Raw genomic sequence first — 26432 nt, forward strand, 5'->3', positions numbered from 1 at the left:
GTCGAGTGTTCGGTTGGGTCTTCCGCGGTGGCTTGACGGAGAACTTCACAGGAGCAACAGCATGAACGAGAACGTCCATGTGGTCTGTCCCCATTGCGATGGTGTCAACCGGGTGCCGCGCGGGCGGCTCGGCGCCGGTCCGCGCTGCGGTCGGTGCCATGCTTCCCTCTTCACGGCCCGGCCGGTAGCTTTGGACGAGGCGCGGTTCGCGACCCATGTCCAGCGTAGCGACCTTCCGCTGATCGTCGACTTTTGGGCGCCCTGGTGTGGGCCCTGTCGCATGATGGCGCCGATCTTCGAGGAGGCGGCCCGTCGCATCGAGCCGGCGGCTCGTCTGATCAAGGTCGATACCGACGAGGCCCAGGGCCTGGCGGCCAAGTACGGTATCCGAAGCATCCCGACCCTCGCCGTCTTTCGCGGTGGCCACGAAGCCGCGCGCACCGCCGGTGCCATGGACCTGACGGCCTTGCTCGCTTGGCTTCGCCCGAATCTTTGAGAAACGGTCCGGCCCCGCCGGGGAAGGTGCGTGACCGCGAGTCGGACCCGGGGACTGATCCCGCATCGAGTGGCCCGATTAGTCCGGCGACCGTCTGCGCGTGGACAGCTCAGGTGGCTTTCTTTAGAATTCGAGCGGGTTAGGGCATCAGGCGATGCCTGCCGTCCCGACGCATCCCGCGCGGCCGTTTCCTGCCGCCGTCTGGTCCGGAGAAATCCTTGAGAACACCCGCACTACTGGCCTTGGAAGATGGGTCGATCTTCCGGGGAGAGTCCATCGGCGCCCCGGGCGAGAGCGTCGGGGAGGTCGTATTCAACACCGCGATGACCGGCTATCAGGAGATCCTGACGGATCCCTCGTACCGGCGCCAATTGGTGACCCTGACCTATCCTCACATCGGCAACACGGGCACCAACGACGAGGACGAGGAATCGGCCTTGGTGCAGGCCGCCGGACTGATCGTGCGCGCCCGGCCGCGCCAGCCGAGCAACTGGCGCCATAGCGAGTCGCTGGAAGCCTATCTGATTCGGCACGGGATCGTCGCGATTGCGGATATCGATACCCGCCGTTTGACGCGGCTGTTGCGTGAGAAAGGCGCCCAGAATGGTTGCCTGCAGGCCGGCGACGACCTCGACGAGGCCGCGGCGCTGGCCGCGGCACGGGCCTTTCCAGGGTTGAAGGGGTTGGATTTGGCCAAGGAGGTCAGCACGCGCGAGGGTTACGTCTGGACGCAGGGTTTGTGGTCGCTCGACGGCGGTCATCCGGATGCCCCGGGACCGGAGGATCCGGCCCGCCCCTACCACGTCGTCGCCTACGATTACGGGGTCAAGCGCAATATCCTCCGAATGCTCGGGGAGCGCGGCTGCCGGATCACCGTGGTGCCCGCCCGGACTTCGGCGCCGGAGGTCCTGGCGTTGGCCCCCGATGGTGTCTTCCTGTCGAACGGCCCCGGTGACCCGGAGCCTTGCGACTACGCGATCGCCGCGATCCGTGAACTCCTCGCCGCCGCCGTCCCGCTGTTCGGCATCTGTCTCGGGCATCAGTTGCTCGGTCTCGCGGCCGGGGCTCGGACCCTGAAGATGAAGTTCGGCCACCATGGCGCGAATCACCCGGTCCAGGATCTGGCGACGGGCTCGGTCCTGATCAGCAGTCAGAATCACGGGTTCGCCGTCGATGAGGCCAGTCTTCCGGACGATCTGGTTGCCACCCATCGCTCGTTATTCGATGGGTCGCTGCAGGGGATCCGTCACCGTCGGTGCCCGGCCTTCGGCTTTCAAGGCCATCCGGAGGCAAGTCCGGGGCCGCATGATCTGGCCCCGTTGTTCGACCAGTTCATCGCATCGATGAAGAAGCGGCCGGATTGAGCCCAGTGTCCCATCGCGCACGCCGGGTCGCGGCATGCCGGCCGGCTCGGCCCCCAGGGACCGCAGGCCGCCCGTCCATGGACCTCCCAGGACCGTGCTGGACTGCGCCGGTTGCGTCCCACCGCACCGGTCGAACCAGGCGAAGCCCTGGTCCTTACCACCGAATCGAAGGCGCGAGATGCCCAAGCGAACCGACATCCATAGCATCCTGATCATCGGGGCCGGTCCCATCGTCATCGGTCAGGCCTGCGAGTTCGATTACTCGGGGGCCCAGGCCTGCAAGGCGCTGCGCGAGGAAGGCTATCGGGTCATCCTGGTGAACTCGAACCCGGCGACCATCATGACCGACCCCGAGATGGCCGATGCCACCTACATCGAGCCGGTGACCTGGCGCACGCTGGAGCGGATCATCGAGCGTGAAAGGCCTGATGCCCTGTTGCCGACGATGGGTGGTCAGACCGCGCTCAACTGCGCGCTCGATCTGGTCCGCGAGGGCGTGTTGGCGCAGTATGGTGTCGAGCTGATCGGCGCCTCGCGCGAGGCGATCGACAAGGCCGAGGACCGCGATCTGTTTCGCCAGGCCATGCGCCGGATCGGGCTCGACATGCCGCGGTCGGCGATGGCTCACAGCCTCGAGGAAGCCTTCCAGGTCCAGCCGTCGATCGGGTTCCCGTGCATCATCCGCCCATCGTTCACGCTCGGCGGTAGCGGCGGCGGTATTGCGTACAACCTCGAGGAATTCGAGGAGATCTGTCGGCGCGGTCTGGATCTGTCGCCGACGAGCGAGCTGCTGATCGAAGAGTCGGCGCTCGGTTGGAAGGAATACGAGATGGAGGTCGTCCGCGACCGGCGGGACAACTGCATTATCGTCTGCTCGATCGAGAACCTGGATCCGATGGGCGTGCACACTGGCGACTCGATCACGGTCGCGCCGGCGCAGACGCTGACCGACAAGGAATACCAGATCATGCGCGATGCCTCGATCGCGGTGCTGCGCGAGATCGGTGTCGACACCGGTGGTTCGAACGTCCAGTTCGCGATCAACCCCGACAACGGGCGGATGATCATCATCGAGATGAATCCGCGCGTGTCGCGCTCGTCGGCGTTGGCCTCGAAGGCCACTGGTTTTCCGATCGCGAAGGTCGCAGCGAAGCTCGCGGTCGGTTACACCCTCGACGAGCTGCGCAACGAGATCACCGGTGGCGCAACGCCGGCCTCGTTCGAGCCGACGCTCGATTATGTCGTGACCAAGATCCCGCGTTTCGCGTTCGAGAAGTTTCCGCAAGCGAACCCGCGGTTGACGACACAGATGAAGTCGGTCGGCGAGGTCATGGCGATCGGCCGGACCTTTCAGGAGTCGCTTCAGAAGGCGATCCGCGGCCTGGAGACGGATCGCGACGGACTCGTCGAGATGGTCGATCTCGGAGATCCGGAGGCGCTCGAGACGATCCGGCTCGAGGTCCGCCAGACCGGAGCCGAGCGGTTGTTTTATGTCGCCGATGCCTTTCGTGCCGGGCTGCCGCTCGCCGAGATCCAGTCTCTGAGCGGCATCGACCCCTGGTTCCTGTCCCAGATCGAGGAGCTGGTCGAGACCGAGCGAGAGATTCTTGGTGGCGGGCTGGACAGGCTCGACGCCGAGCGGCTGCGCGGACTCAAACGGCTCGGTTTCTCGGATCGACGCCTGGCTACCCTGGTCGGCGTCGGTGAGCACGAGATCCGCTCACGGCGCTGGCAGCTCGGCGTGCGCCCGGTCTTCAAGCGGGTCGATACTTGTGCCGCGGAATTCGCCGCGAGCACCGCGTACCTCTATTCGACCTACGAAGAGGAGTGCGAGGCGGAACCGACCGACCGCGATAAGATCATGGTCTTAGGCGGTGGCCCCAATCGAATCGGCCAGGGCATCGAGTTCGACTATTGCTGCGTCCATGCCGCGTTCGCGATGCGCGAGGACGGCTACGAGACCATCATGGTCAACTGCAATCCGGAGACGGTTTCGACCGACTACGATACCTCCGACCGCCTCTATTTCGAGCCGCTGACACTCGAGGATGTGCTCGAGATCGTCGACAAGGAGCGCCCGCTCGGCGTGATCGTCCAGTACGGCGGACAGACGCCGCTGAAGCTGGCCCGATCGCTCGCCGCGGCGGGGGTTCCGATCATCGGTACGACGCCGGACTCGATCGACCTGGCCGAGGATCGCGAACGCTTCCAGCAGTTGATCCATCGGCTCGGCCTGCGGCAGCCGCCGAACACGACCGCGCGGAGCGAGGGCGAGGCGAAGGCCCTGGCCGCGGACATCGGCTATCCGCTCGTCGTCCGTCCGTCCTATGTCCTGGGCGGGCGGGCGATGGAGGTCGTCTACGACGAGGTCGATCTGGATCGTTACATGCGCGACGCCGTTCGGGTCTCGAATGAATCGCCAGTCCTGCTCGACCGCTTCCTCGACGATGCGATCGAGGTCGATGTCGATGCCGTTTGCGACGGCCAGGACATCCTGATCGGCGGCATCATGGAGCACATCGAGCAGGCCGGCGTCCATTCGGGCGATTCGGCCTGCTCGCTGCCACCCTATACGTTGTCCCCGGCGATCCAAGATCGGATGCGCGAACAGATGGCCAAGATGGCGCGCGGACTCGACGTCGTCGGACTGATGAACGCGCAGTTCGCGATCCAGAACGACGAGGTCTACATCCTCGAGGTCAACCCGCGTGCGTCGCGCACGGTGCCCTTTGTCTCGAAGGCGATCGGGCTGCCATTGGCCAAGATCGCGGCCCGCTGCATGGTCGGCCAGACGCTGAAGGAGCAGGGCTTGACGACCGAGCGCAAGCCCAAGCACTACTTCGTCAAGGAGGCGGTGTTCCCGTTCATCAAATTCCCGGGTGTCGATACCGTCCTGGGCCCGGAGATGAAGTCGACCGGCGAGGTCATGGGGGTTGGCGAGTCGTTCGGCGAGGCCTATGCGAAGGCTCAGGAAGGGGCCGGTGCCCGGTTGCCGGAACGGGGCAAGGCCTTGCTCAGCGTCCGTGACGCCGACAAGCGCCGGTTGCTGCGGGTCGCGCAGGATCTGCTCGATCTCGGCTTTACGCTTTACGGTACCCACGGTACCGCCGAGTTCGTGCGCCAGGCCGGCATCCCGTGCGAGGGGGTCAACAAGGTCAAGGAAGGTCGGCCGCACATCGTCGACATGATCAAGAATCGCGAGGTGAGCTTCATCGTCAATACGACTGAAGGCGCCGAGGCGATCGCGGATTCAGCGGCGATCCGACGCGCGGCCTTGCAGCAGAAGGTCAGCTATACGACCACGATCGCCGGGGCCGAGGCGACCTGTCTGGCCCTGAAACAACTGGACATCGTGTCGGTCAATCGGTTACAAGATCTCTACTGAAGAACGCCGCCGCCTGCGGCGGTGGCTGGCCCAAGGTGCTGAATGGCTTGGAGTTCAGCGCCGATACGATGCCCGCGCCGGTCTGGCGCGGCGCCCATCTTGCGAGGACACCGCTCATGACCAAGGTACCTCTGACCGCCAGGGGCGCTGAGAAATTGCGCGAGGAACTGGCGCGCCTGAAGAAGGCCGAACGCCCACGGGTGATCCAGGCCATCGCCGAGGCCCGTGCCCATGGCGACCTGAAAGAGAATGCCGAGTACCACGCCGCCCGCGAACAACAGGCTTTCATCGAGGGTCGCATCAAGGACCTCGAAGGGAAGCTGGCGCTTGCGAACATCATCGACGTGACGACACTGAATCCAAACGGCAAGGTGGTGTTCGGCGCCACTGTCGACGTGCTCGAGCTCGACAATGATGCCGAGCATACCTTCCAGATCGTCGGCGATGACGAGGCCGATCTGAAGCAAGGCATGATCTCGATCAGTTCGCCGATCGCCCGCGCGCTGATCGGCAAGACCGAGGGCGATGTCGCGGCGGTCAATGCGCCCGGTGGGCTGCGCGAGTTCGAGATCCTCGGGGTTCGCTATATCTGAACGCGTGCGGGGCGGTGGCTCGTGCCTCCGACCCGCGATAGGCCCATCGATGGACCTCTCTCATCTGCTCATCGGACTGGCCCTGCTGCTGTCGCTATCGCTATCGCTGGCGCTGACGTTGCGCCAGGCGTGGCGGTTGCGAAACCTCTTTCCCTATCGGGTCAGCGGCCCTCTGCTGTCGGCGGCCGAGATGCGCCTGCTCGAGGCGCTCGAGGAGGCATTGGGCAGTGGTTACCGGATCTTTGGCAAGGTGTGGGCCGAGGATGTCATCGGCGTCGAAAGTGGGGTCGGGCGCCGCGTGCAGGAGCGCGCCTGGGCGCGCCTCGCGGAACACCGTTTCGACTTTGCCATTTGCGACAGCCGAACCCTCAGGGTGCTCTGCGCGATCGATCTGATCGGTGATCAACGTGGACGGCCGACGCAGAGGGGGCCGAATGCGGTCTTGGCTAAGATCTGTGACGCGGCCGGTTTGCCATTGGTGACCATTCGTGCGGCCGATGATTACGATCCGGCCGATCTGGCTCGGGAACTGCGCGGGGCGATGCTGGCCTATCGTGCCGACCACCCGGAATCGCCGACCCTCGACGCGGCTGGGCCCTCGCGGAACGAAGAGGATCTGCTGCTCGCGCAGCTCTCGGCGGCGATTCTCGCCGATGACGAGCCGGGTCGGCATCCCGCTGCCGCTCGCCGGCGGGATCGCGCCACGCGATCCGCTCGCTAGCCGGCCTATGGGCCGTCCATCCTCTCCGCCTCACGGCTGGCCTTGCGCTGACACCCTGGTCGCCTTAGCGCGAATGGCGTTGAATAGTCGAAGTCGGGCCAGCCCTGCAGGGCCGGCCGCCTCATCTGCTCGAGGCCGTCCGTGGCGCGTCGGCGGACGGGTGCGATCACACGGGCTTAGGCGCCGCTTGGGTTCCGCACGACCCGGTGGACGAACGCGAGCTTGTCGATGACCGCTGGCGACAGCACGAACGGGTACAGGTGCTCGTGTCCCATGCTGCGATTGAGGCTGTTCAGTGCGTAAGTCAGCGGCAGCCAGCGCCCGATCAGGGATTCGACGGCATCGTAGCGATAGGGATCGATGTCATGGCTTGCGGTCAATGTCTCGTCGTCGCCGGCGCGCGGTCGCACCTCGAGGCCGAACTGCTGGGCCGTTTCGGATGTATCCAGGATGTGCAGGTAGTGGGCCCAGGTCTCGGCCCAGTCCTCCCATGGATGACTGCTCGCATAGGCGCTTACATAGTGCTCGGGCCAGTCGGCCGGCGGCCCCTGTTCGTAATGGCGGTCGAGCGCCTGCGTATAGTCGCGCGTCTCGTCGCCGAAGATGGCACGGAAGGGCTCGAGCCACGGCTGGCCCGCGATCATCCGTTCCCAGTAGTAATGGCCCGATTCATGCCGGAAATGCCCCAGCATCGTGCGATAGGGCTCAGCCATCTGTGCGCGCATCCGCTCGCGCACGACCGGGTCGGCCTCGGCGACATTGAGCGTGATGAGCCCTTGGGCGTGACCGGTGATGACGCGCCCGCGCTCGCTGAAACGCGGCTCGGTATCGGCGAGGAAATCGAATGCGAGCCCGCTGGCATCGCGGTCCCGCGGAACCAGGGGCAACCCGAGTCGAAGCAGCGAGTAGACGAGGCGCCGTTTCTCGATTTCGAGCTTGTGCCACAGGGCCAGGTGACCGGCGACCGACAGGTCGGGGATGGTTCGGTTCAGCCGGCAGGCCACGCAGAAAGCGTTGTCCTCTTCTGACGCAACCAGCCAGTTGCACACGCCCAGGCCTGTGTAGTTGGCGCAGAGCCGATAGCGGGCGGTGGCGTCGCCGACCGCGTGCCAGGTGCCGTCATCGTTCGCCTCGATGGCCTCGAGGGCCAGCTGATCGGGCCGGAACCCGAGCTTCGCCCCACAGCGCACGCAACTGACGTTTTCGAAGTAGGTCAGCTGACCGCAGACGTTGCAGTTGTAGAGCTTCATCGATCCTGATCAGGCCGTGTTTCGGTGGGCGGACAGCGACGGTCTCGAAAGCGCTCGCGTGGCGTTGGCGCGTTCGTCGGCGCAAGCGAACACCTCGCTGTGGAACACGTGACGACGACTGCTTGGCCTGTCGCCATAAGGAGTGGTGCCATGCGCGGACTTAGGCAACCGCCGATCATGACGACCGCGACCCCTTATCCGGGCAGCAGGCGCGAGATCCAGCGGCCGAACTGGCGCGGCTGGCGGCTCTGGATCAGCAGGGTTCCGGGGCCGTGAAAGCGGCACACGATGTTCTCACCCGACGTGAAGGCGGCGACCAGGCCGCGGCTGCCGAGCTCCAGGCCGTAACGCAGGCTCGTCGACCAGGCGACCAGATGTCCGTTGTCGACGATCCGCTGTTCGCCCCGCGCCAGCTCGAGCCGATGGATGGCCCCGAAGGATTCGACGAAGACGAGGCCGCGTCCCTGGGCGCGAATCACGAAGAGGCCGGCGCCGCTGAAGAGCCCTTGAGCCAAATTCTGGACTTTGGTATCGATTTCGACCCCCTGTGAGCAGGCGAGAAAGCCGCCGCGTTGGATCAGCAGGCCATCGCCCGAGTCGATCTCCAGCGCGGCGACATCACCGGGCGCCGCCGGCGCGAGGAACACGGCCCCGGCGCCGCGTGTCGCGCTCAGCGTCTGCAGAAAGAAGCTCTCGCCGCTGACCAGCCGGCCGAGTCCGCCGAAAAGTCCACCGGACACCTGGCTGCCGACGTCGAGCGCCGGATGCATCGCGACCATCGCATCGGATTCGGCCCGCAGTTGCTGGCCGCGCGGCAGCTCGATTCGAGCCATTGCGTAGGCGCCGCGATACAGGATCTCGTAGTGCAGATCGGCGACGCGCGAGTATTCGGGTCCGCAGTCGGCCTCTCGGGGTGCGAACACCGGGGTCGTTGCGACCGGGGCCAGCGGTGGCGGGGTCGCCGCCGGTGGTGGTGGTGGTGCGGTCGTCGGTGGGTCGTCGGCAATGGCGACGCCGAACGAGCGGGCCAGTGGTCCGAGGCCTCCGGCGAAGCCTTGCGCTACGGCCCTGATCTTCCATCGACCGCGATGCCGATAGATCTCGCCGAGGATCAGCGCCGCCACGGACAGCTCGCTCGTCACCGGCCGAATCAGCGCCAGGTCGGTGCCGTTCGCATCGTGCAGACGCAGCTCGAGCGAGCGGGCCTGGGCCAGCGTGCCGCCACCGTGCAGGGTCACGCACAGGGCGATCCGCACGATGCGCTCCGGTACCTGCTCAGGCCGGATTCGCCATCGGCAGAGGGCCCCGGCCTGTTCGATCAACGCGAGGCCGCCGCACGGTGAGTGCGGATTGTTGTAGAAGACGAAATCCGCGTCCTGGCCGACCTGCCCGGTGGCCTCGAGCAGAAAGCCGCTGGCATCGACCTCCTGGCCGGCGGGGCGCTCCGGATCCCAGCGGATCTCGATCTGGTAGTCGGTCGCCACGGGGAGCGAGCGGTTGGCGCCCTTGGGCATCGGCTCCGACATGGTGTCAGCTCCGGCGGTTGTTCGGCAGCAACGACCGCAGCCAGGCGCCGAATGCCGATGGGTTACGGCTTTGGATATAGAGGGTGCCGGGGCCGCGAAAACGGCACACCATACCCTCGCCCGACGTGAAGCTCGAGATCCAGCCGGCGCTCGCCTTCTCGAGGCTGTAGTGCATGCCAACCGGCCAGGCAACGAGGTGGCCGTTGTCGACGATCAGCTCCTCGCCGGCAGGGACCGTCAACGCATGGATGGCCCCATAGCTCTCGACGAACAGCATGCCGCGCCCGCCGGCGCGCAGCACGAAGAAGCCCTCGCCGCTGAACAGGCCGCGCGCGAGGTTTTGCGCGGTGGTCGAGATCTCGACGCCGTCACTGGCGGCGAGGAACCCGTCCTTCTGCAGGATGTAGGCCTCGCGGCCGTCGAGGTGGATCGGCAGCAGGTCGCCGGGCTGGGCCGGGGCCAACAGCGCCACCCCCGGCCCGCGCGAGGCTCGTAACGTCTGGAAGAAGAAGCTCTCGCCGCTGAGCATCCGCCCGAGTCCGCCGAGCAGGCCACCTTCGAGCTTGCCTTCGATATCGATCGTCGGGTCCATCGCGACCATCGCGTCGGACTCGGCCTTGATCGTCTGCTTGGCCTGCAAGCGCACCTCGAGCATCGCGAAGGCGCCGCGGTAGTGGACGCGAAACGTCAGATCCTCGAGCGTCTGCCAGTCCGATGCGGTCACGGCCATGGGAATCCCCTTCTGCAAAGGCACGGAACGCCTTTAACGCTACCCCAACCAGCGCATCAGGACAATAATGGTGTCCATTGGCTTGTCGGCTACCCAGGAGCTTAGCCCATGTCGAACAAGGAGGAATCCGGACGCGGCGCTGATCCCGCCTGCGCTGATGCTGGCACGTCGGTCGTCGCGGTGGGAGGCTACCGCTTTCACTATCGCGAGACCGGTGATCGAGACGCCCCGCCGGTCTTGCTATTGCACGGCTTTCTCGGTGGGCTCGATGAGTTCGACGCGCTCGCGGCGCGCCTTGGGCCGAGGTTTCGCTGTGTGACGCTGGACCTGCCGGGCCACGGTCGGACGCAGGTCGACGGCAGCGTGGCCGCCTATCGCATGGCGGCTACGGCCCGGGGCGTGATCGGTCTACTGACTGTGCTTGGTATCGAGTCTTGCCCGTTGGTGGGTTACTCGATGGGTGGGCGCCTGGCCCTGTACCTGGCCGTCCGTTTTCCGACGCGCTTCGATCGCTTGGTCCTGGTCTCGGCGTCGGCTGGGCTGGCGGTCGGGCGCGAGCGACGGCTGCGGGTGGCCAGCGACGAGCGACTGGCCCAGGTGCTCGAGGCCGACGGGCTCGATGCCTTCTTGTCGGACTGGTATCGAAACCCGTTATTCGGCACCCTGTCCACCCATCGCGATTTTGCCGAGATCCTGGCGCGGCGGCGGCGCAACGACGCCCAGGAGCTGGCCCGCTCGTTGCGTCACCTAGGCATCGGCCGCCAGCCTTCGCTGTGGCGCTATCTGAAATCGCTGCCGATGCCCTGCCTGTTGCTCGTCGGCGCCGGAGACCCCAAATTCGTCCGGATAAATCGCGAGATGGCTCGGTCGATCCCCGAGGTCCGACTGGAGGTGCTCGCCGGCTGTGGTCATGCCCTGCATCTCGAGGACCCGGCGGCCTGCGCCGAACGGTTGGCGCGGTTTCTCGCCGATGCGGCCCGCTCAGGCCGACCGCCCGAATGAAGGAACCCGGCGCCCGCGCCTTCGTTGAGAAATCTCGTGACGCGGCGTCGAACGAACTCGAATGGCGCCCCCGGCAGGATTCCAACCTGCGACTTCACCCTTAGGAGGGGTGCGCTCTATGCAGCTGAGCTACGGGGGCGGGGAGACAGAATTCTATCCTGCACCAGAGACGGCGTCACCCCTCGCCGGGACCAGCGGACCAGGCTCGTCGTCGCACCGGTTCGGCGGGCGTGACCGGGCGCGCCCGTCCGAGTTGGACAGGCATTGCGAATCCACATTGCTCGATCCGCCCCGTGGGGGATAATCGATGGCAAACAAAAGAGGTCGGCCCCGATGGATCGTTTTACTCGAAACTACTCAATCGCGGTGCTCCTGTTGGTCGTCGGGCTGCTGTCTTGGTGGTTCCTGGCCAGTTGGAACCCGCGGGTCGCGGACTTGAATCGGATCCTCGAGGCGGATGCGGAGCTCGCGAGTTACCCTTATACATTCCGGGTCGTGGCGCTCGACGAGGGTGTCGCAACCTTGTCATCTCCGCGCGATTTCGACCATCCGGCGTACCGATTCTTGCCGTTGATCACCCCCGAACTCGCCGGCAAGCCCCAAGACCATCCGGACATGGTCGCGGCGCAGGAACGCTTGATCCATCATCAACGGCGAGCGCAGGCGTTGATCATCCAGCAGCCCGACGTCGATGAAATCCGTTGGGCGTTCGATCGCCGTTGGTACACGGAAAAAGGCTTTCCGCTCCCCTGACGGATTGGCTTGGCCTACGGGCGGACATCCGGCGTCCTCGGCCCGACTGGGTCGTGCGGATCAGCGCCATCCGCGCACCGAGTCAGCTCGGCGAGTCTCTAGGCCACGTCCGACCGTTTCGTTGTCATGCGCGTATAGTGTGTATCGCTGCGGGGCGGCGCCAGGCCGGGGATGGAACCCCGGTCCATCGGCGTTTCCGTGCGTCAGCGTGTTTCGCGGCGCCGCGCGGCGGCTTGTGCCAGGATCCGGAGCAAGGGGACCGTATCGCTCCACCCGATGCAGGCGTCGGTGATGCTCTGACCGTAGACCAACTCCTGCCCTGGATTCAGATCCTGGCGTCCGCCGACCAGGTGGCTTTCGATCATGACGCCGATGATTCGCCGATCACCGCGGGCGATCTGGCCGGCGACGTCGTGCCCGATCGGAATCTGTTTCTCGGGGCGCTTGCGGCTGTTGGCATGGCTGAAATCGATCATGATCTTCGGCACGAGGCCCGACTCGATGATTTCCTCGGCTGTGATGTTGATGCTCTCGGTGTCGTAGTTCGGCCGCTGGCCGCCCCGCAGGATGATGTGTGTATCCTCGTTGCCGGCGGTCGTGAAGATCGCGGATTGGCCGTCCTTGGTCACGGACATGAAGACATGGGGGCGTGCAGCCGCGTGTATCGCGTCGATCGCGACCTTGACGCTGCCATCGGTCGCGTTCTTGAAGCCGATCGGACAAGAGAGGCCGGAGGCCAGCTCTCGGTGGCCCTGGCTCTCGGTCGTGCGCGCGCCGATCGCGCCCCAGCTGATCAGGTCCGCGAGATACTGGGGGCTGATCAGATCGAGGAACTCGGTGCCGGCCGGGACACCCATCTCGGCGAGATCGAGCAAGAGCTTGCGAGCGAGTCTCAGGCCCTTGTTGATGCCGAAGCTGCCGTCGAGATCCGGGTCGTTGATCAGACCCTTCCAGCCGACAGTGGTGCGTGGTTTCTCGAAATAGACGCGCATCACGATCATTAGATCGCTCTGCAATTCGTCGCGCAGCGCACGCAGCCCCTGGGCATACTCGAGGGCGGCGATCGGGTCGTGAACCGAACAGGGTCCGACGACGATCAGGAGTCGGTCGTCGTCGCCGTGCAGGATCCGCCGGATCGCCTCGCGGGCGAAGAAGACCGTGTCCGCCGCGGCATCGCTGACGTCGAACTCCTGTTGCAGCAGCTTCGGTGGTACGACTTCGGTGATATGGCGGATGCGCAGGTCGTCGGTTTGTCGTCGCATGGCAGGTTCGAGGGTGGCTTCGGGAAACAAGGCCGGAAGGATACCGCAATCGGCGCGCAGCGGGTCGTCCCCCGAGGGACAACGACCCCGGCCGGCTGTTGCCCGGTTACCGCGATCGAGGCCGGTTGTACCGTCACGGGAAGCCCGTGCGCGGAACCGGGCTGAACGTTGGTTTTTCTTGCCTCGCCATCATCTCCTCGACGCGCCATCGACCGTTGCGCGCCTTCGAAACAACGTTAGCTGGACATTGAACGAACCTGACCGCTGTCGTATCGTATCCCTGTTGCATCCCATAACTATAAGTATTAGCTAATAAAAAGTGGGTTGCACGACGCATCGCGCCCTACCGATCTCGTTGAGAACGATTATCGAGCTTTACCGTCACCGGCCATTGGAGGATGCCATGGTTACCTTTGCGGCATTGCATGCGCAGAATCACCGAATTACCGAATTGTCCAATGTCTTTCTTTACCTGATTCAGGATCGTGCCATGTGTGACACGCAAACGGCCTGCGATGTCTTCATGGACTATGCCAAGGCGGTGCGCGAGCACATCGAGCTTGTCGATCGCAAGCTGTGTGGTCAGCTCATTTCGCACCCGGACCAGTCGGTGAAGAACACGGCTGACCGGTTCCTGTCTGGCTCGTCCGAGATCAAGCGGATCTTTGCCGCCTACTTGCGGCAGTGGTGCCGGGAGTCGAAGCGGCAGTTGACCGTGAGGGGCAACTACGACGAGTTCGTCACCGACACCAACCAGATGTTCTCGCTGGTGCTGGACCGGATCGAGCGCGAGACGGAACATCTGTATCCGTTGATACGCAAACTGGAAGGAAGCGATCAGCGGGCTGCCTGAAGATGCGAGTGGCAAGCCGCCGGTCGTCTGCATTTGCACCGGATCGCCGAGGTCCTGAGCGGTGGCTGAAAGGCACGATCGGTGGAGGAGCGCGCATGGAGGAGTCGACAACGGGGATCGCAGGGCGGGCACGGCCGGGCGGAGCGATGGCCACGGCCAAGCTCGCCCAGGGGGCTCTGCGCGACCGCGCGCCGTGCAAACTGCACGAAGCGGTCCACGTATCGGGGAGCAGTCCTGCCACTCAAGAAGGACAGGACAAGTGTAGGGTGCGGTTGGCGCGCCCGACAGGATTCGAACCTGTGACCCCAGCCTTCGGAGGGCTGTACTCTATCCAACTGAGCTACGGGCGCGAGGAGAAGGCCGGAAGCTGGTATGCGATCAGCAACGACCCTAGACTAAGGATACAGGATCGATTGCTCGGATGTCGACTCCACGTCGCTCCAGTCGCGGTCCTGCGTGCGCTCGCGTGGTGCGAGTGACAAACTGGCGCCCGGCTGGAGGTGGTATGTCTGACGACGGGATTCGTGCGTTCTTCGAACGCGACCTGTTCGCGAAGCATGTCGGCATCGAGTTGCTCGACGCGGCGCCCGGGAGGGCAAGGGCCAGCATGAGGATCGACGACCATCACCGCAACGCCGTCGGTATGGTTCATGGTGCTGCGATCTTCAGCCTTGCTGATCTCGTCTTCGCCGTCGCATCGAATGCCCATGGATCCTTGGCCCTGGGTGTGAACGCAAGCGTGTCCTACCTGAAGGCCGTCCGACAGGGGGTGCTGATCGCCGAGGCCGAGGAGGTCTCCTTGAATCGCCGGTTGGCGACCTATCTGATCCGGGTTCTGGATCAGGATGGCGCCTTGGTCGCGTTGTTTCAGGGGACCGTCTACCGCAAACCAGATTCCCCGGGTCTCGGGTAGCAGGGAGCGGGACGCCGTATGGTCTGATGGGTGCCCCCTCCACCCTCCGAGCCCCGTCGAAACGGCCGCGGCGATCAGCGCCGGAAGACCCTTGCCGCCGAACAGCGCGCCCCGGGGTGTCCAGCAATACTGGATCGATTTTGTGGGTTATCGTACCATAGGCGGACCTGCTATAGGCCGGAGTGATCTTCCGTGAGACTGACTACCAAGGGGCGGTATGCGGTGACCGCCATGTTGGATTTGGGCATGCACAAGGGGCAAGGCCCTATCTCGCTGTCCGATATCGCGCAGCGCCAAGGAATTTCTTTGTCTTATCTCGAGCAATTGTTTGCGAAGTTGCGCAAGCACGGCTTGGTCGCCAGCGTCCGTGGTCCCGGTGGCGGTTACCATCTGGCCCGCGACGGTGCGGACATCAATGTTGCCGAGGTGATCGCCGCGGTCGATGAAAATGTCGACACGACGCGCTGTGGCGGCGGACACGATTGCCTGTGCGACGGGCCCTGCTTGACGCACGAACTCTGGGAAGACCTGAGTCGCACGATCGACGACTACTTGAGCCGCATTACGCTCGAGGATCTGGTCCGCCGCAAGCGGTGGCCCCGCTCCGTCGATGTGTCGGAAGGTCTGCTGGCCGATGTGGCGGTGGAGGATTTCGCCCGCCGCCGGGCCTCGATCGAGGCTTAGGCGCGCGGAACTCGCTTCGAGAACATAACGGAGGACCGAGGCGATGGGCATTTCCCTGACCCAGCCAGCCGCGGATCATCTGCGCCGGCAGTTGCAGCGGCGTGGGCAAGGTCTGGGCATTCGACTCGGTGTCCGCCCTTCCGGATGCGCTGGCTTGGCCTATGTCTTGGACTTCGTCGACGAGGTCAACCAGGACCAGCAGGTCTTCGAGGACCAAGGTGTCAAGGTCTTTATCGCGTCCGGCGATTTGGTCTACCTCGATGGCCTCGAGCTCGATTACCGCTGGGATGGCCTCAAGGGCGCGTTCCAGTTCAAGAATCCGAATGCCAGGGGCGTCTGCTGTTGCGGTGACAGCTTTGCCATCTGAGAGGTTGTAAGCGGACCCCGGCCGACGGGCGACCTTCCAGGCGCGCCCGAAGGCGTCGCGAGGGCCTCCGAACTCGGCTCGCGTACCCTATGCTCCCCGAATCCGTGCCCCGTTGCGGCTCGCTGAACACGCCCGAGAAAGCCCTCGCGATGGCCGAGGATGCTCCATAGCCCGTGAGCCATCAGCAAGCTTCGTTCAGCACTGTTCCCACGGCAGTCCATGGAAGCGCCACCCACCGACCGTCCCGCGGTGATGGTGTTCGTCGAGTTCTCCTTCGAAGCCCTCGTCGATATGCAGCACATTCTGAAGGCCCCCGTCGATCAGGGCCTTGCCCGCTTCCAATGAGCGTTTTCCGCTGCGGCAGATCAGGATGACCGGCGCGCAATGGGACTCCGGGGTGCAGATCGCGCCCCCGAGCAGGAGCTTGCGGATCTCGGTGACGAAATCCGGGTTCACGGTCCAATCGGGTTCGTCGATCCATGGTACGTGAACGGCACCGACCGGGTGTCCGACGAACAAGAACTCCATCGTCGAGCGGATGTCGACGAGCAGGGCTTGGGGGTCGTCGTGCAGCAATTGGTGGGCCTCTTTCGGCGAAATGGCCTTCGGTGTCGATTCGCGCATCGCGAATTCCTCCATCGGTATCGTTGGGTCTTGTCGTTTTTGTGTATTGGCCGCGGTTCGCGGTCAATCTTGTGTAAGATGCAAGGGGCGCGGCCAGTCCGACGAAAGACAGGGCCTGCGCTGATCGGTGGCCTGCATGGCCAGTCGATCCGCTAGTTTAACCCACGACCGTCCCGATCGAGACGGGTGGTCGTGACGAGCGATCTGGCCGGCGGCACCGGGCCCGTGCCCGTGTCGGCGGCCTGATCGATGTCCTGTTGTCGGATACCGGGAAGATGATCAGTCGCGATTCCGTCGGCTTGCGGATCAAGCAGGGTCTAGCCGCCGCCGCCATACGTCTACTCGGGCGCTTGCCCCTGTCGTTTCTTCATCGGCTTGGCGCCCAATTGGGCAGATTGGTCGTCTGGTTTCCCAACCGGCAGCGGCGTAACGCTCTGATCAACATTGGATTGTGCCGCCAGGATCTGACTCGGGCCGAGCAGGTGGCCTTGCGCAACGCGCATCTGGTCGAATTCGGCAAGACCTATTTCGAGATCGCGTACCTGTGGCGGCAGCCAGCGGACAAAGTCCTTGGCCTCGTGCGCGAGGTCCGCGGCGGTGAACTGCTGACTCGCCGTGAAGGCCGCGGCTTGATCGTCTTGTCGCCGCACATCGGGGCCTGGGAGTTGGCGGGTCTTTACCTGGCCGCACAAGGCCCAACAGCGATCTTCTACAAGCCCCAGAAATACATCGATGATTTGATCCTCGCGGCGCGCGCGCGCGGCGGGGCGTCGATGGCGCCAACGACGGCCAAGGGCGTACGCCTCTTGGTGCAGGCGTTGGAGCGCGGGGACTATGTCGGCTTGTTGCCGGACCAGGAACCCAAATCCGATAAAGGCGCGGTCTTCGCCCCCTTTTTCACCGTGCCGGCCTTGACGATGCTGCTGGTTAGCCGTCTGGCGCGCAAGACCGGCGCGCCAGTCGTCTTTCTGTTCGCGGAACGGCTGGCGGCGTCGCGCGGCTTTCGCCTTCACTGCCTGCCGGCGCCGCCAGGCATCGACAGCCCCGATGAGCAGGTCGCTGCGCGCGCCCTGAACCTCGGCATCGAGCACTGCATCGGGGTTTGTCCGGAGCAGTTCCTCTGGACCTACAAGCGATTCCGGCGTCGCCCGCCGGGGCATCCGCGTCTCTATTCGGGTGGCCTCGAGGATGCCCAGGTCTTTGCGCGGCTGCCTGGTTCGAACTGACGCCGCGCGGCCGCGTGATATCGCCTTCCGCCAAGGCGGGCCAGGCCGAGGAGCCAGCGCTCCTTCAGCGGATCGTTGCGGTGCCGGCGCCGGTTTGGCCTAGGTTGTCGGTCCAGGCGATCTCGATCGCGTCACCGGGCTCGCCGCCGTGGAACCGGAACGACAAATAGGGGTTCTGCGATACACCACCGCTCCATTGTGCGTTCAGCACGATCTCGTCTTTCCAGCGGCAGACCAGTTCCTTGATGAAATGGGCCGGGATCGTGTCCCCGCTCTCGGCGTCCTGGCGCAGGCCCGTCTCCATCGGGTGGGTGATCAAGGCCGCCACGGTCGTCTTGCCGCCGTTGGCCTCCGCGCGAATCCGGATGTTGCTCATAACTCGGTTACCTCGTTAAGTCGATTACCAGGGCACCGCCTGCCTCAGCAGCCGGCTTCGCTGACCTGGACCGGTTTCGCTGCGCTATAGAGCGCATCCGCGGTCTGGGCGATGGCGACGACATCGCCCGTCTGGGCCATCTTGATCTCCGCCACGACGAAGGCATCGGCCTTGTCGCCGAGTTCGAATGTCGCAATCAGCGGGACTTGGTTGCCAGGCGCGACGATGGTGATCGTCTTGACGCCTTCGATCTCGGTCTCGACCGTGATCCGGACCTTGGCGGCATTCTCGGCGATCTCCGGGGCGCGGATGTGGAGCGCGTCCGAGGGTTCGTGAAGGTCGGTCCCGAGCAGTGCTTTCAGCGCGGTGGCAGGATCCTTCGCCGAAAAGGCCCCGGCGTTCCACGCGGCCAGCAGCGAACCGGGGGTCAGCAGGCCCGCGCCCATCGCAGCCCCGAGGGCGCCGGCGGACAACGAACCCTTGAGCAGGGTTCGGCGTTTCGTATCGATCATCACAGTCTCCTCATCGAGCATCGGTCAATGCTGAAGATTAACCCAGATGGACAGATCGCAAAACCTCTGGTTCGCCAGCCTGGCCGTCCGCGGTCCGGCCGGAAAATGGCGTGAATCAGTGCCTTCCTAACGGTTCCAGGGGTCCTGCTTGATCGCTTCGTTTTCGTCGTTGAGTTCGTCGAGACGGGCCTGCAGCCGCGCCGCCTCATGATAGGCAAGGTCGCGTTGCCGCACGGCGGCCTCGAGTTGGCGGATGGCCGCGTCGATGTCGCCGCGCGCGTAGTGCTGCTCGGCGCGGTAGCGGTAAGTCGCACCCTGGTCCTGCGCCCTTGCTGCCGCCGTGACCAGAAGTGCGAAGAGGGCCGGTCCGGCTTCCTGCCCTTGGGCGAGCGGCTCGAGCTGACGCAAGGCCGACCGCCCTTGACCGGCCTCGAGCAGCGCTTCGGCGTAGGCCATGCGCAAGGGCAGGCTCGACGGCGAGAGCCCGACAGCTTCGCGCAATGAGGTCAGCGCGCGGTCCGTGTTACCCGCACGTCGGGCCAGCTCGGCATCGAGGATCAGGAATTCGGCTTGCTGCGGGTGGCTTGCGAGCAAGGGCGCGATCTGCTTCCGGGCGGCGTCGATCTGTCCGTGTCGGGCCAGCGCCAGCGCATAACCGTAACGTTCTGCCGTTTCGTTGGCGTATCGGCCTTCTCGCAAGGTCGCGCGAAAATGCTCGACCGCCTGTTCCGGTCGCCGATAACCTCGTTCACGCAGATTCGCGCGAACCAGGTGAAATCGCAGGCTGTCCGGTCGTTGGCGGTGCCCGAAGGCTTCGGCTCGGGCCACGGCATCGGCGATGCGACTAGTCGTGACCGGATGGGTTCTGAGCATCTCCGGTGCATTGGTCTCGTGGATCCGCGAGCCTTTGGCCAGTCGGTCGAAGAAGCCGGCCATCGCGAAGGGGTCGTGTCCAGCGTCGGCAAGGGTCGCGATGCCGATACGGTCGGCCTCCTTTTCGTTCTCGCGGGTGAAACTGATCTGGCGTTGGATCGTCGCGGCCTGGATGCCGGCCATCGCGGCGGTCCCCGCGTCGGGCGAGACGCGCGCTCCGAGAATCGCGGCCCCGATCAGCAATGCCGTCGCCGGCAAGCTCATCTTCCGCGCGTCTTCGATGGCCCGCATCAGGTGGCGCTGCGTAACGTGCGCGATCTCATGGGCGATGACCGCCGCGAGTTCGCTCTCGGTCTCCGCGGCCAGGACCAGCCCCGCGTAAATTCCGATATACCCGTGGGGACCAGCGAAGGCATTGACCAGCGGGTCATCGATCAGGAAAAAGTGGAAATGTCGGCCACGGTGGCCGCTGGCCGCGACCAGACGCTGTCCGAATCCGGCGACATAGTCGCTGAGCAACGGATCTTCGATGACCGGCAGCGCGCGCCGGACGCTGTGCATGAAGGCCTGGCCGAGCCGTCGCTCCTCGCCGGAAGACAAGAGGGTGTCGGCGGAGCTGCCGAAGTCTGGTAGGTTCAGTCGGGGGCTACCGACGTCGGCGCTGATCGCAGTCGGCACGGCGCCGATGAGCGATGCGCCCGCGAGCGCACTGACAAAAAACCATGTGATCAATGAAGACTTCATACCAGACCTAGGAACATCGCGTCGATGGGGTAGTTCCAAGCGAGTATCATCGGGAGGCGGCCTCCGATTCGGCCGGCAGTCGGCTCTTGGCGAACATTAGAAAACCAGAGTATTCTTATCGCCCTTCTCGGCTCGGCCCTGTGCCTGAGCCCAGGATAGACGAGGACAACCGATTCGGCGTGGCCGATCGCCCTGCCGGCGGCGACGCGGGTCGGTCGGACACCAACACCGTGCGATAAAAGGGTTCCTGCCCTGACCAACCATAGCCCGGAGATCGAAGATGAATCAGTTTTACTACGACACCGTCACCAAGATGGAGCAGTTCGGGGTCGACGATGAGTATATTCAGGGCTGGCAGTGTGGCTTTCTTCGTAATCCGAAGCGCGAGGAGCAGCGGATCACCGAGGCCTACGAGGCGGGATATGCGGACGGCGAAGAGCAAAACACCGATAATTTCGCCAATTGGGTCAAGGGGTGACTGTCGAGGTGGTGGCCGAAGTCCCGTGAACCAGGAGGGTTTGGGGCGGCTCGGCGCCCCTATCCGTCGCGCCTCCCGGGTTCGTGCTCGGACACTTCCCCGCGGCCGTCGCTCCGCTCGGTTCGGCCGCGCCAGAACCGCAATGTCTTCAACAGGCCGAACCCGGTCCGGTGGCTGCGTCCGTTTTCCAGAGGTCTCGCCCCGTCTGGCAGGAGCCTTTGCCCGGCGACCAGGAGTTGCGTCATGGATTCCACCTCTACGGGAGGGCTGAGCAGGTAGCCTTGGGCCGCGTCGCACCCGTTTCGGGTCAACAGCGCGAGTTGCTCCGATGTCTCGATGCCCACGGCGACCATGCGCAGCCCCAACGCGTGCCCCATCGCAATGATCGCCGACGCGATCGCCGCCCCTTCTGAGCCCTTTCCGATATCCTGGGCAAACGACATATCGATCTTGATGCGATCGATTGGAAGGTGTTTCAGGTTTCGGATCGAGGTGTACCCGGTGCCAAAGTCATCGACGGCGATGCCGAGGCCCAGGGCTTTGGTCCGGGTCAGGACCCCCTCGAGAAACTCGGCGTGTTCCATCAGCAGGGATTCGGTGAGTTCCAGCTCCAGTCGGTTGCGGTCCGCCGGCGGGGCCTCTGAAATGCGTTTGAGCAAGCCATCGGCATGAATCGGCGAAAGCTGCACCCCGGCGACATTGATCGAGATGCGAAAGTCTTCGTCGATATGGGGTTGCCACGCATGGGCTTGCTTCAGGACGGCATTGGCAACCCAGAGGCCCAGGGGTACGATCAGCCCCGACTCCTCGGCGATCGGTATGAAGCGCTCCGGTGGGACCAAACCCCGCGTGCCGCTCTTCCATCGCAATAGGGCCTCGCAGCCGATGATACGGCCGTCGGAAAGGCGAACTTGCGGCTGATATCGCAGCGACAGCTCGTTGTTGCTGATGGCGCGGCGCAAATCGGCTTCCAGCTCCAGTCGGTCCGTGAGTCGAGCTGTCATGTCGACGGCAAAATAGCGATAACCATTCCGCCCGGACTCTTTGGCTCGATACATCGCTATTTCGGCGCAACGCAGCAGCCCTTCAGAGTCCTGTTCGTCATCGGGAAACAGGGCAATGCCGATGCTGGCTGCGGCCTGTATTTCCTTGTCGTCAAAGGTGAAAGGGATCGCGTGAAGGCTCCTCAGCACCTTGTTCGCGACGGTCGCTGCGTCGGTAGAGCAATCGAGTTGCGGCAAAACGATCGCGAACTCGTCCCCGCCCAGGCGCGCCACCGTGTCGCTCTTGCGGACCGCATCCTGAAGCAGCCGCGCAACGAAACATAACAGCCGATCGCCGACCGTGTGGCCGAGATTCTCGTTGATCGCCTTGAAATGATCGAGATCGACATGGAGCAAGCCGACCAGGCTGGCGTCCCGAACCGACGCGAACAGCGCGTCGCGGAGCTGTTCGCGAAGATGTTGGCGGTTGGCCAAGCCCGTCAGGTTGTCGTGGTAAACGAGGTGCTCGAGCTGCTTTTTCGTCTGGTGTTGGCCGGAGATGTCGGAAAAAATGCCGATATAATGGGTCGTCGCCCCGGTGTCGTCGTGAATCTCGTTGAGGCTGAGCCACTCGAGGTAGCGTTCGCCGTTTTTTCGCCGATTCCAGACCTCGCCCTGCCAACGGCCGGTCATCGCCAATTGCTCGCGGATGCGGCGGTAGTGCTCGCTGTCATCGGGCTGTTCGCGGAGGACGCGCGGCGGCGTCCCCAGGACTTCCTTGGCGCCGTAGCCGGTGATTTTCGTAAAGGCCGGGTTGACGGCAACGATCCGGCGTTCTGCGTCCGTGATCAAGACGCCTTCGGTCGTGTGTTCGACCACGCTTGCCGCGAGGGCGAGTCGTGTCTCGGCGGCCTTTTGATCGGTCATATCGATCAGTGCGGTCCTGAGCGGCCCCCACTCGTCCGCGCCGACGTGCAGTGTGTCCAATCTGACATGGAGCGGGGGACCACCACGGCCTAGCAGCTGGACCTCGCAGCTGTCCCGCCGTGTTCCGCCGGTCAGGCGCCTCAAGTGCGCCGCGATTTGGTCGGCGGAGCCAGCTGTGCAAAGCGTTTGGATCTGCCGGCCCTCCAAGGCTTTGCGGTCGCGCTGCAGAAGCCTCAGTGCGGAGGCGTTGGCGCGGAGCAACCGTCCTGTTTCGTCGAGAACCAGATAGCCGACCGGGGCTTCCTCGAAGAATCGCTCATATCGGTCGCGCGCGGCCTGCAAGGCCCCGATCAGTCCTCCGATCCCTCGGGCCTCGAGCGCTCCTGCCGGGGCTGCCGCTCGTGATGCAAGCTCCTTTTCATCGGTCGAGGGGTTCGGGCCGCACTCATGGGTACCGGATTCGTCGATCGAACTCATCGGATGGCCCTGTTCGTAGTGTCGATGGTTGCCTGAGCCCTCGCATCGAGCGCTACGCGACATGCCGTGACGACGCCCTGGTCGGCTCGACGGCGAGGCTCCTCTCGCCGATGGTCGCGCCAATGCTTGTGAGGATTATCTAGACAATCAATGGTTTGTCGCGCCGAGTGCCGCCAGTCGCCAGTCGCCCATTCGTTCTATTCCGTGCATCGCGGCCGATTCATCTCCATGCTCCTTCGGCGCGGCGTTCGTGATGGTGAAGCGCGGCAGCCGTCGAGGTGCGCGTGATGGGCAAACACCGAAAAGCCATGGGCTGCGGACAAAGATCGGGCCTAACTACCAGTCCCCCTTCTCGTCGCCAAATTCCGGAGCCCGCAGAGTCACCTCACCGGCCTGGAACAGCCGGGCACCGTCCTTGGTCAAGACCCGTAATGCCCCCTTCTCGTCGATGCCTGCGTGAATCCCGTTGATCGCCCGATCACCGATCCGGATCATGATTGGTTGACCGCGGTACCGATCCAGGCATTCCCATGCGGCGAGGAAGGCTTCGAGGCCATCACGATCGAATCGGTCGAGCGCCTCGACCAAGGTTCCGATCAGCGCCGCGGCAAGCTGGTTGCGACCCGGTAAGCCATGTCCCATTATACTCGCGAGGTCGACCCATGGCTGGTCGATCGCTGCGGACATCTCCTGGCTCAGTCGCAGGTTCACGCCGAGTCCCACGACGACATGGCTTGGCCCCGATGCTTCGCCGACCACATCGATCAGGAGGCCGGCGAGTTTTCGTCGCCGCCACAGGATATCATTCGGCCATTTGAGCGCGAGTTCCTCTCCGATCCATTCGCGCAGCGTCGTGGCGACGGCCGCGCCAGCGGCGATGCTCAGACCAGCCAACTGGAACGGCCCGCGGGCATAGCGCCAGAACACCGACAGCAGGATCCCGCCGCCGAACGGCGAAACCCAGGATCGACCGTGACGTCCCCGGCCGCCACTTTGGTGTTCCGCGATGACGACGAAACCGGAACCCAGGTCTTCATTGATCCGTTTGATCAGGCTGCTGTTGGTCGAATCGATGGTCGCGTGCAGCTCGATACCACTGATCAAGCGCCGCGCCTGAACGCTCAACGCGGCCTCGATCCGCTCCTGATCGAACATTTCGATGGGTGCGGGCAGCCGGTAACCGCTTCCGCGCACGGCTACGACCTCGACACCCAAGTCGTCCCGTAGGCGATCCAGTGCCTTCCAGATCGATGTGCGGCTGAGCCCAAGGTCCCGCGCGATCGCCGTACCGGAGTGAATGGCCCCATCGGAAAGCTGGCCCAGAATCGCCAGCGGGGTTTGCATCGAACGGTCCATCAGCAGGATCCCGGTGCATGCAGCCACGCCGCTCGGCGTTGCGTCCTCTCGGGCGAGGTCTCGTCGATGAGGCACAGTTCGCAGGTGTCGGCCGGCGCGGGCTCCAAAACAAGGTCGCAAGCCATCAGTTCGTCGCGGCGAAAGGCGTGGATCCGCACCTTGGCGCCGACCGTGAGACGCTGCAGCACCGCGTCGAGATTGTCGCGAGTGACCCGGATCCCATCGACAGCGATGAGCGTGTCGCCGGGTGCGAGGCCTGCGCGCTCTGCGGCAGTGCCGGTCAAGACGTGCTGAATCACCGGTTCAACCGAGGTCGGCCGCAATCCGACGCCAAGCCCGACCGAGGCGGGCAGATCATCCCAGCGTGCGACGAAACCGCCAAGATCCTTTGGCCCGCGCATCGGGCGCAGGCGCATCGCCAAACCGACGTGTGCGATCGCATCGGCGATGTCCAGTTCGGAGGTGCTGTCGAGAGCCTGATCGAAGAAGTCGCGCAAATCGGCACCGGCAATTTCGCTGGCCAAAGCCTCTATCCCGCGCTCGGCGACACCGAGACCCGTACGGCCGTGGCGTTCCCACAGCGCGCGCATCACATCGTCGAGACTGCGGGAATCCTGGGTGACCCGGCGAATCATGAGATCCAGCAGCAAGGCAACCACCGCGCCCTTCGTATAATAGCTCACGACGGCGTTGGGCGTGTTTTCGTCCGGTTTGTAGAGCTTGATCCAGGCATCGAAGCTCGATGCCGCAAGGGTTTGCACCCGTCTACCCGGCCAGCGCACCAGCTGGGTAATGGTCTGCGCGAGTTGGTCCAGGTAGGCCGATTCATCGATCAGTCCTGCGCGCACCAGGATCAGATCGTCGTAATAGGCTGTGATGCCCTCGAATGCCCACAGTGTTCGGGTCGGTGTTTCTTCGGTCAAGCTGGCATCGATCAGTGCCTGTGGGCGAATCCGCTTGATGTGCCAAAGATGAAAGTATTCGTGGCTGCACAGCCCGAGGAAACGGCGATAGCCGTCGTCCGGCCTATCTAGTCGCGCGTGCGGCAGATCGTGGCGTGAACAGATCAAGCTCGACGAATAGCCGTGCTCGAGGCCTCCATAACCCTCGTCGAGCACGGTGACAAGGAACAGGTAACGGTCCAATGGCAGCTCCCCGAAAAGGTCGGCCTGCTGCTCGCCGACGCGCGCGAGGTCCTGTCCGAGGCGTTCCAGGTGAGCATCATGGCGGCCTGTGATCGCGATCCAGTGGGGTATGTCCCTGACGCGAAAGCCGGCCAGTTCAAAGTGCCCCATTTCCACCGGATGATCGATCAGGTCGGCGTAGTCAAGGGCATAATAGTCCCCGAACCCGAAGGGCGGGGCCGTCAGGCGCCGCAAACTGGTGGCGACGCGCCAATTCGCGTAATCCGCGCCCGCAGGTTTGATCAGTTCGACACGGCATGGCATCTGATCCATGCCAAGGACGCGAAGGAAGAGGCAGGTGCCATTGAAGTACGCATGCGTGGTGTCCATGTGAGCAGCGCGCACCGATAGATCCCATGCGAAAACCCGATAGCGGATCGTTAGATCTCCGCGGACGTCGTTCAGGCGCCACGTTTGCTTGTCGACTTTGTCGCAGCGTCGTTCGCCGAGCTCGTCTTCGGCGGTTAGAGTCACGATGTGACGGGCGAAGTCGCGAATCAGGTAACTTCCGGGGATCCAGGCGGGAAGCGAGAGAATCACCTGGCTGCCGGGCGGTCGCGATACCGATAGCTCGACGTCGAATAAATGGGTCGCGGGGGCGGTCAGCTGCACGCGATAGGTCAATGGGTAGTCGGGTTTCATCGTTTTTGGGCGTCGCGTAATCGTAAGTTTGGCAGGCCGCGTGCGATCATCGGCGGTCCGCGGAGAATAGCCGTGAGATACCTCGACCAAGCATGCCGTTTCGTTCATTCACGGATCGGACTCCTGGCCCC

General features: G+C 64.3%; 24 protein-coding genes and 2 tRNA genes. 13 read left to right on the plus strand and 13 right to left on the minus strand.

The window, feature by feature from the left end; translation table 11 throughout:
• Positions 1-61 precede the first annotated feature (61 nt).
• The 5 genes from trxC (at position 62) to ABC977_RS01750 (ending at position 6559) form a co-directional block, all read left to right on the plus strand.
• A complete protein-coding gene (gene trxC, locus ABC977_RS01730) occupies positions 62-496 on the plus strand; it encodes a thioredoxin TrxC (RefSeq protein WP_369665510.1) in 435 nt (144 codons plus the stop codon).
• Positions 497-714: 218 nt separating this feature from the next.
• A complete protein-coding gene (gene carA, locus ABC977_RS01735; protein ID WP_369665511.1) occupies positions 715-1860 on the plus strand; it encodes a glutamine-hydrolyzing carbamoyl-phosphate synthase small subunit in 1146 nt (381 codons plus the stop codon).
• Positions 1861-2038: 178 nt separating this feature from the next.
• A complete protein-coding gene (carB, locus tag ABC977_RS01740; protein WP_369665512.1) occupies positions 2039-5245 on the plus strand; it encodes a carbamoyl-phosphate synthase large subunit in 3207 nt (1068 codons plus the stop codon).
• Between the two features lie 116 nt (positions 5246-5361).
• Positions 5362-5838, plus strand: a complete 477-nt coding sequence (gene greA / locus ABC977_RS01745) for a transcription elongation factor GreA (protein ID WP_369665513.1) — start codon at positions 5362-5364, stop codon at positions 5836-5838.
• 49 nt (positions 5839-5887) lie between these two features.
• Positions 5888-6559, plus strand: a complete 672-nt coding sequence (locus ABC977_RS01750; protein WP_369665514.1) for a DUF2726 domain-containing protein — start codon at positions 5888-5890, stop codon at positions 6557-6559.
• Positions 6560-6735: 176 nt separating this feature from the next.
• Here ABC977_RS01750 and ABC977_RS01755 read toward each other — a convergent pair whose 3' ends face one another.
• From ABC977_RS01755 to ABC977_RS01765, 3 genes are all read right to left on the minus strand, one after another.
• Positions 6736-7809, minus strand: coding sequence for a zinc-binding metallopeptidase family protein (locus ABC977_RS01755; RefSeq protein WP_369665515.1), 1074 nt, complete (start codon positions 7807-7809; stop codon positions 6736-6738).
• 194 nt (positions 7810-8003) lie between these two features.
• Positions 8004-9335 carry a TIGR00266 family protein gene (locus ABC977_RS01760; RefSeq protein ID WP_369665516.1) on the minus strand — a complete coding sequence of 444 codons (1332 nt, stop codon included), beginning with the start codon at positions 9333-9335 and terminating at the stop codon, positions 8004-8006.
• Positions 9336-9339: 4 nt separating this feature from the next.
• Positions 9340-10065, minus strand: coding sequence for a TIGR00266 family protein (locus ABC977_RS01765; RefSeq protein ID WP_369665517.1), 726 nt, complete (start codon positions 10063-10065; stop codon positions 9340-9342).
• A 108-nt stretch (positions 10066-10173) separates the two neighbouring features.
• Between ABC977_RS01765 and menH the strand changes: the two genes are divergently transcribed.
• On the plus strand, positions 10174-11067 hold the full coding sequence (menH, locus tag ABC977_RS01770) for a 2-succinyl-6-hydroxy-2,4-cyclohexadiene-1-carboxylate synthase (RefSeq protein ID WP_369665518.1): 894 nt from the start codon (positions 10174-10176) through the stop codon (positions 11065-11067).
• A gap of 62 nt (positions 11068-11129) precedes the next feature.
• Here the strand turns inward: menH and ABC977_RS01775 are convergent.
• Positions 11130-11206: transfer RNA gene (locus tag ABC977_RS01775), tRNA-Arg, on the minus strand.
• A gap of 194 nt (positions 11207-11400) precedes the next feature.
• Here ABC977_RS01775 and ABC977_RS01780 point away from each other — a divergent pair.
• Positions 11401-11820, plus strand: a complete 420-nt coding sequence (locus tag ABC977_RS01780; RefSeq protein WP_369665519.1) for a hypothetical protein — start codon at positions 11401-11403, stop codon at positions 11818-11820.
• Between the two features lie 203 nt (positions 11821-12023).
• Here ABC977_RS01780 and ABC977_RS01785 read toward each other — a convergent pair whose 3' ends face one another.
• Positions 12024-13082 (minus strand): 3-deoxy-7-phosphoheptulonate synthase, encoded by a 1059-nt coding sequence (locus tag ABC977_RS01785; protein WP_369665520.1) that lies wholly within the window; start codon positions 13080-13082, stop codon positions 12024-12026.
• 403 nt (positions 13083-13485) lie between these two features.
• Here ABC977_RS01785 and ABC977_RS01790 point away from each other — a divergent pair, with 403 nt between their 5' ends.
• Positions 13486-13935, plus strand: a complete 450-nt coding sequence (locus ABC977_RS01790; protein ID WP_369665749.1) for a hypothetical protein — start codon at positions 13486-13488, stop codon at positions 13933-13935.
• A 273-nt stretch (positions 13936-14208) separates the two neighbouring features.
• On the opposite strand, the gene ABC977_RS01795 is transcribed toward ABC977_RS01790, so the two are convergent.
• Positions 14209-14285 (minus strand) — tRNA-Arg (locus ABC977_RS01795).
• 155 nt (positions 14286-14440) lie between these two features.
• Here ABC977_RS01795 and ABC977_RS01800 point away from each other — a divergent pair.
• From ABC977_RS01800 to ABC977_RS01810, 3 genes are all read left to right on the plus strand, one after another.
• A complete protein-coding gene (locus tag ABC977_RS01800; protein ID WP_369665521.1) occupies positions 14441-14848 on the plus strand; it encodes a PaaI family thioesterase in 408 nt (135 codons plus the stop codon).
• A gap of 192 nt (positions 14849-15040) precedes the next feature.
• Positions 15041-15532, plus strand: coding sequence for a Fe-S cluster assembly transcription factor (locus tag ABC977_RS01805; RefSeq protein ID WP_369665522.1), 492 nt, complete (start codon positions 15041-15043; stop codon positions 15530-15532).
• Between the two features lie 43 nt (positions 15533-15575).
• Positions 15576-15899 (plus strand): HesB/IscA family protein, encoded by a 324-nt coding sequence (locus ABC977_RS01810; protein WP_369665523.1) that lies wholly within the window; start codon positions 15576-15578, stop codon positions 15897-15899.
• Between the two features lie 195 nt (positions 15900-16094).
• On the opposite strand, the gene ABC977_RS01815 is transcribed toward ABC977_RS01810, so the two are convergent.
• On the minus strand, positions 16095-16523 hold the full coding sequence (locus ABC977_RS01815) for a rhodanese-like domain-containing protein (protein ID WP_369665524.1): 429 nt from the start codon (positions 16521-16523) through the stop codon (positions 16095-16097).
• 275 nt (positions 16524-16798) lie between these two features.
• Between ABC977_RS01815 and ABC977_RS01820 the strand changes: the two genes are divergently transcribed.
• A complete protein-coding gene (locus tag ABC977_RS01820) occupies positions 16799-17749 on the plus strand; it encodes a lysophospholipid acyltransferase family protein (RefSeq protein WP_369665525.1) in 951 nt (316 codons plus the stop codon).
• A 64-nt stretch (positions 17750-17813) separates the two neighbouring features.
• Here the strand turns inward: ABC977_RS01820 and soxZ are convergent, their stop codons facing one another.
• The 3 genes from soxZ to ABC977_RS01835 all read right to left on the minus strand — a co-directional run bounded on the left by soxZ (position 17814) and on the right by ABC977_RS01835 (position 20254).
• Positions 17814-18125 carry a thiosulfate oxidation carrier complex protein SoxZ gene (gene soxZ / locus ABC977_RS01825; RefSeq protein ID WP_369665526.1) on the minus strand — a complete coding sequence of 104 codons (312 nt, stop codon included), beginning with the start codon at positions 18123-18125 and terminating at the stop codon, positions 17814-17816.
• 44 nt (positions 18126-18169) lie between these two features.
• Positions 18170-18637, minus strand: a complete 468-nt coding sequence (locus ABC977_RS01830) for a thiosulfate oxidation carrier protein SoxY (protein WP_369665527.1) — start codon at positions 18635-18637, stop codon at positions 18170-18172.
• A 126-nt stretch (positions 18638-18763) separates the two neighbouring features.
• Positions 18764-20254: a M48 family metalloprotease gene (locus tag ABC977_RS01835; protein ID WP_369665528.1), complete on the minus strand. Its 1491-nt coding sequence runs from the start codon at positions 20252-20254 to the stop codon at positions 18764-18766.
• 280 nt (positions 20255-20534) lie between these two features.
• Between ABC977_RS01835 and ABC977_RS01840 the strand changes: the two genes are divergently transcribed.
• Positions 20535-20732 (plus strand): Alvin_2107 family globule sulfur oxidation protein, encoded by a 198-nt coding sequence (locus tag ABC977_RS01840; protein WP_369665529.1) that lies wholly within the window; start codon positions 20535-20537, stop codon positions 20730-20732.
• Positions 20733-20791: 59 nt separating this feature from the next.
• On the opposite strand, the gene ABC977_RS01845 is transcribed toward ABC977_RS01840, so the two are convergent.
• From ABC977_RS01845 to ABC977_RS01855, 3 genes are all read right to left on the minus strand, one after another.
• A complete protein-coding gene (locus ABC977_RS01845; protein ID WP_369665530.1) occupies positions 20792-23119 on the minus strand; it encodes a putative bifunctional diguanylate cyclase/phosphodiesterase in 2328 nt (775 codons plus the stop codon).
• A gap of 336 nt (positions 23120-23455) precedes the next feature.
• Positions 23456-24475, minus strand: coding sequence for a bifunctional biotin--[acetyl-CoA-carboxylase] ligase/biotin operon repressor BirA (gene birA, locus ABC977_RS01850; RefSeq protein WP_369665531.1), 1020 nt, complete (start codon positions 24473-24475; stop codon positions 23456-23458).
• Positions 24475-26301, minus strand: a complete 1827-nt coding sequence (locus ABC977_RS01855) for a M61 family metallopeptidase (RefSeq protein ID WP_369665532.1) — start codon at positions 26299-26301, stop codon at positions 24475-24477. The genes birA and ABC977_RS01855 overlap by 1 nt, the downstream gene beginning before the upstream one ends.
• Between the last annotated feature and the right edge of the window lie 131 nt (positions 26302-26432).

The sequence above is a fragment of the Thioalkalicoccus limnaeus genome, from assembly GCF_041197575.1.
Lineage (GTDB): Bacteria > Pseudomonadota > Gammaproteobacteria > Chromatiales > Chromatiaceae > Thioalkalicoccus > Thioalkalicoccus limnaeus.

Bases quoted from the DNA above. Each gene is read 5' to 3' on its own strand.
- ABC977_RS01755 (WP_369665515.1), bottom strand. From the start codon at position 7,809: ATGAAGCTCTACAACTGCAACGTCTGCGGTCAGCTGACCTACTTCGAA.
- ABC977_RS01855 (WP_369665532.1), bottom strand. From the start codon at position 26,301: ATGAAACCCGACTACCCATTGACCTATCGCGTGCAGCTGACCGCCCCC.
- ABC977_RS01815 (WP_369665524.1), bottom strand. From the start codon at position 16,523: ATGCGCGAATCGACACCGAAGGCCATTTCGCCGAAAGAGGCCCACCAA.
- ABC977_RS01760 (WP_369665516.1), bottom strand. From the start codon at position 9,335: ATGTCGGAGCCGATGCCCAAGGGCGCCAACCGCTCGCTCCCCGTGGCG.
- ABC977_RS01830 (WP_369665527.1), bottom strand. From the start codon at position 18,637: ATGATCGATACGAAACGCCGAACCCTGCTCAAGGGTTCGTTGTCCGCC.
- greA (WP_369665513.1), top strand. From the start codon at position 5,362: ATGACCAAGGTACCTCTGACCGCCAGGGGCGCTGAGAAATTGCGCGAG.
- ABC977_RS01780 (WP_369665519.1), top strand. From the start codon at position 11,401: ATGGATCGTTTTACTCGAAACTACTCAATCGCGGTGCTCCTGTTGGTC.
- ABC977_RS01790 (WP_369665749.1), top strand. From the start codon at position 13,486: ATGGTTACCTTTGCGGCATTGCATGCGCAGAATCACCGAATTACCGAA.
- ABC977_RS01800 (WP_369665521.1), top strand. From the start codon at position 14,441: ATGTCTGACGACGGGATTCGTGCGTTCTTCGAACGCGACCTGTTCGCG.
- ABC977_RS01840 (WP_369665529.1), top strand. From the start codon at position 20,535: ATGAATCAGTTTTACTACGACACCGTCACCAAGATGGAGCAGTTCGGG.
- ABC977_RS01785 (WP_369665520.1), bottom strand. From the start codon at position 13,082: ATGCGACGACAAACCGACGACCTGCGCATCCGCCATATCACCGAAGTC.
- ABC977_RS01750 (WP_369665514.1), top strand. From the start codon at position 5,888: ATGGACCTCTCTCATCTGCTCATCGGACTGGCCCTGCTGCTGTCGCTA.
- ABC977_RS01810 (WP_369665523.1), top strand. From the start codon at position 15,576: ATGGGCATTTCCCTGACCCAGCCAGCCGCGGATCATCTGCGCCGGCAG.
- ABC977_RS01835 (WP_369665528.1), bottom strand. From the start codon at position 20,254: ATGAAGTCTTCATTGATCACATGGTTTTTTGTCAGTGCGCTCGCGGGC.
- menH (WP_369665518.1), top strand. From the start codon at position 10,174: ATGTCGAACAAGGAGGAATCCGGACGCGGCGCTGATCCCGCCTGCGCT.
- trxC (WP_369665510.1), top strand. From the start codon at position 62: ATGAACGAGAACGTCCATGTGGTCTGTCCCCATTGCGATGGTGTCAAC.
- ABC977_RS01765 (WP_369665517.1), bottom strand. From the start codon at position 10,065: ATGGCCGTGACCGCATCGGACTGGCAGACGCTCGAGGATCTGACGTTT.
- birA (WP_369665531.1), bottom strand. From the start codon at position 24,475: ATGGACCGTTCGATGCAAACCCCGCTGGCGATTCTGGGCCAGCTTTCC.
- ABC977_RS01845 (WP_369665530.1), bottom strand. From the start codon at position 23,119: ATGAGTTCGATCGACGAATCCGGTACCCATGAGTGCGGCCCGAACCCC.
- soxZ (WP_369665526.1), bottom strand. From the start codon at position 18,125: ATGAGCAACATCCGGATTCGCGCGGAGGCCAACGGCGGCAAGACGACC.
- ABC977_RS01820 (WP_369665525.1), top strand. From the start codon at position 16,799: ATGATCAGTCGCGATTCCGTCGGCTTGCGGATCAAGCAGGGTCTAGCC.
- carB (WP_369665512.1), top strand. From the start codon at position 2,039: ATGCCCAAGCGAACCGACATCCATAGCATCCTGATCATCGGGGCCGGT.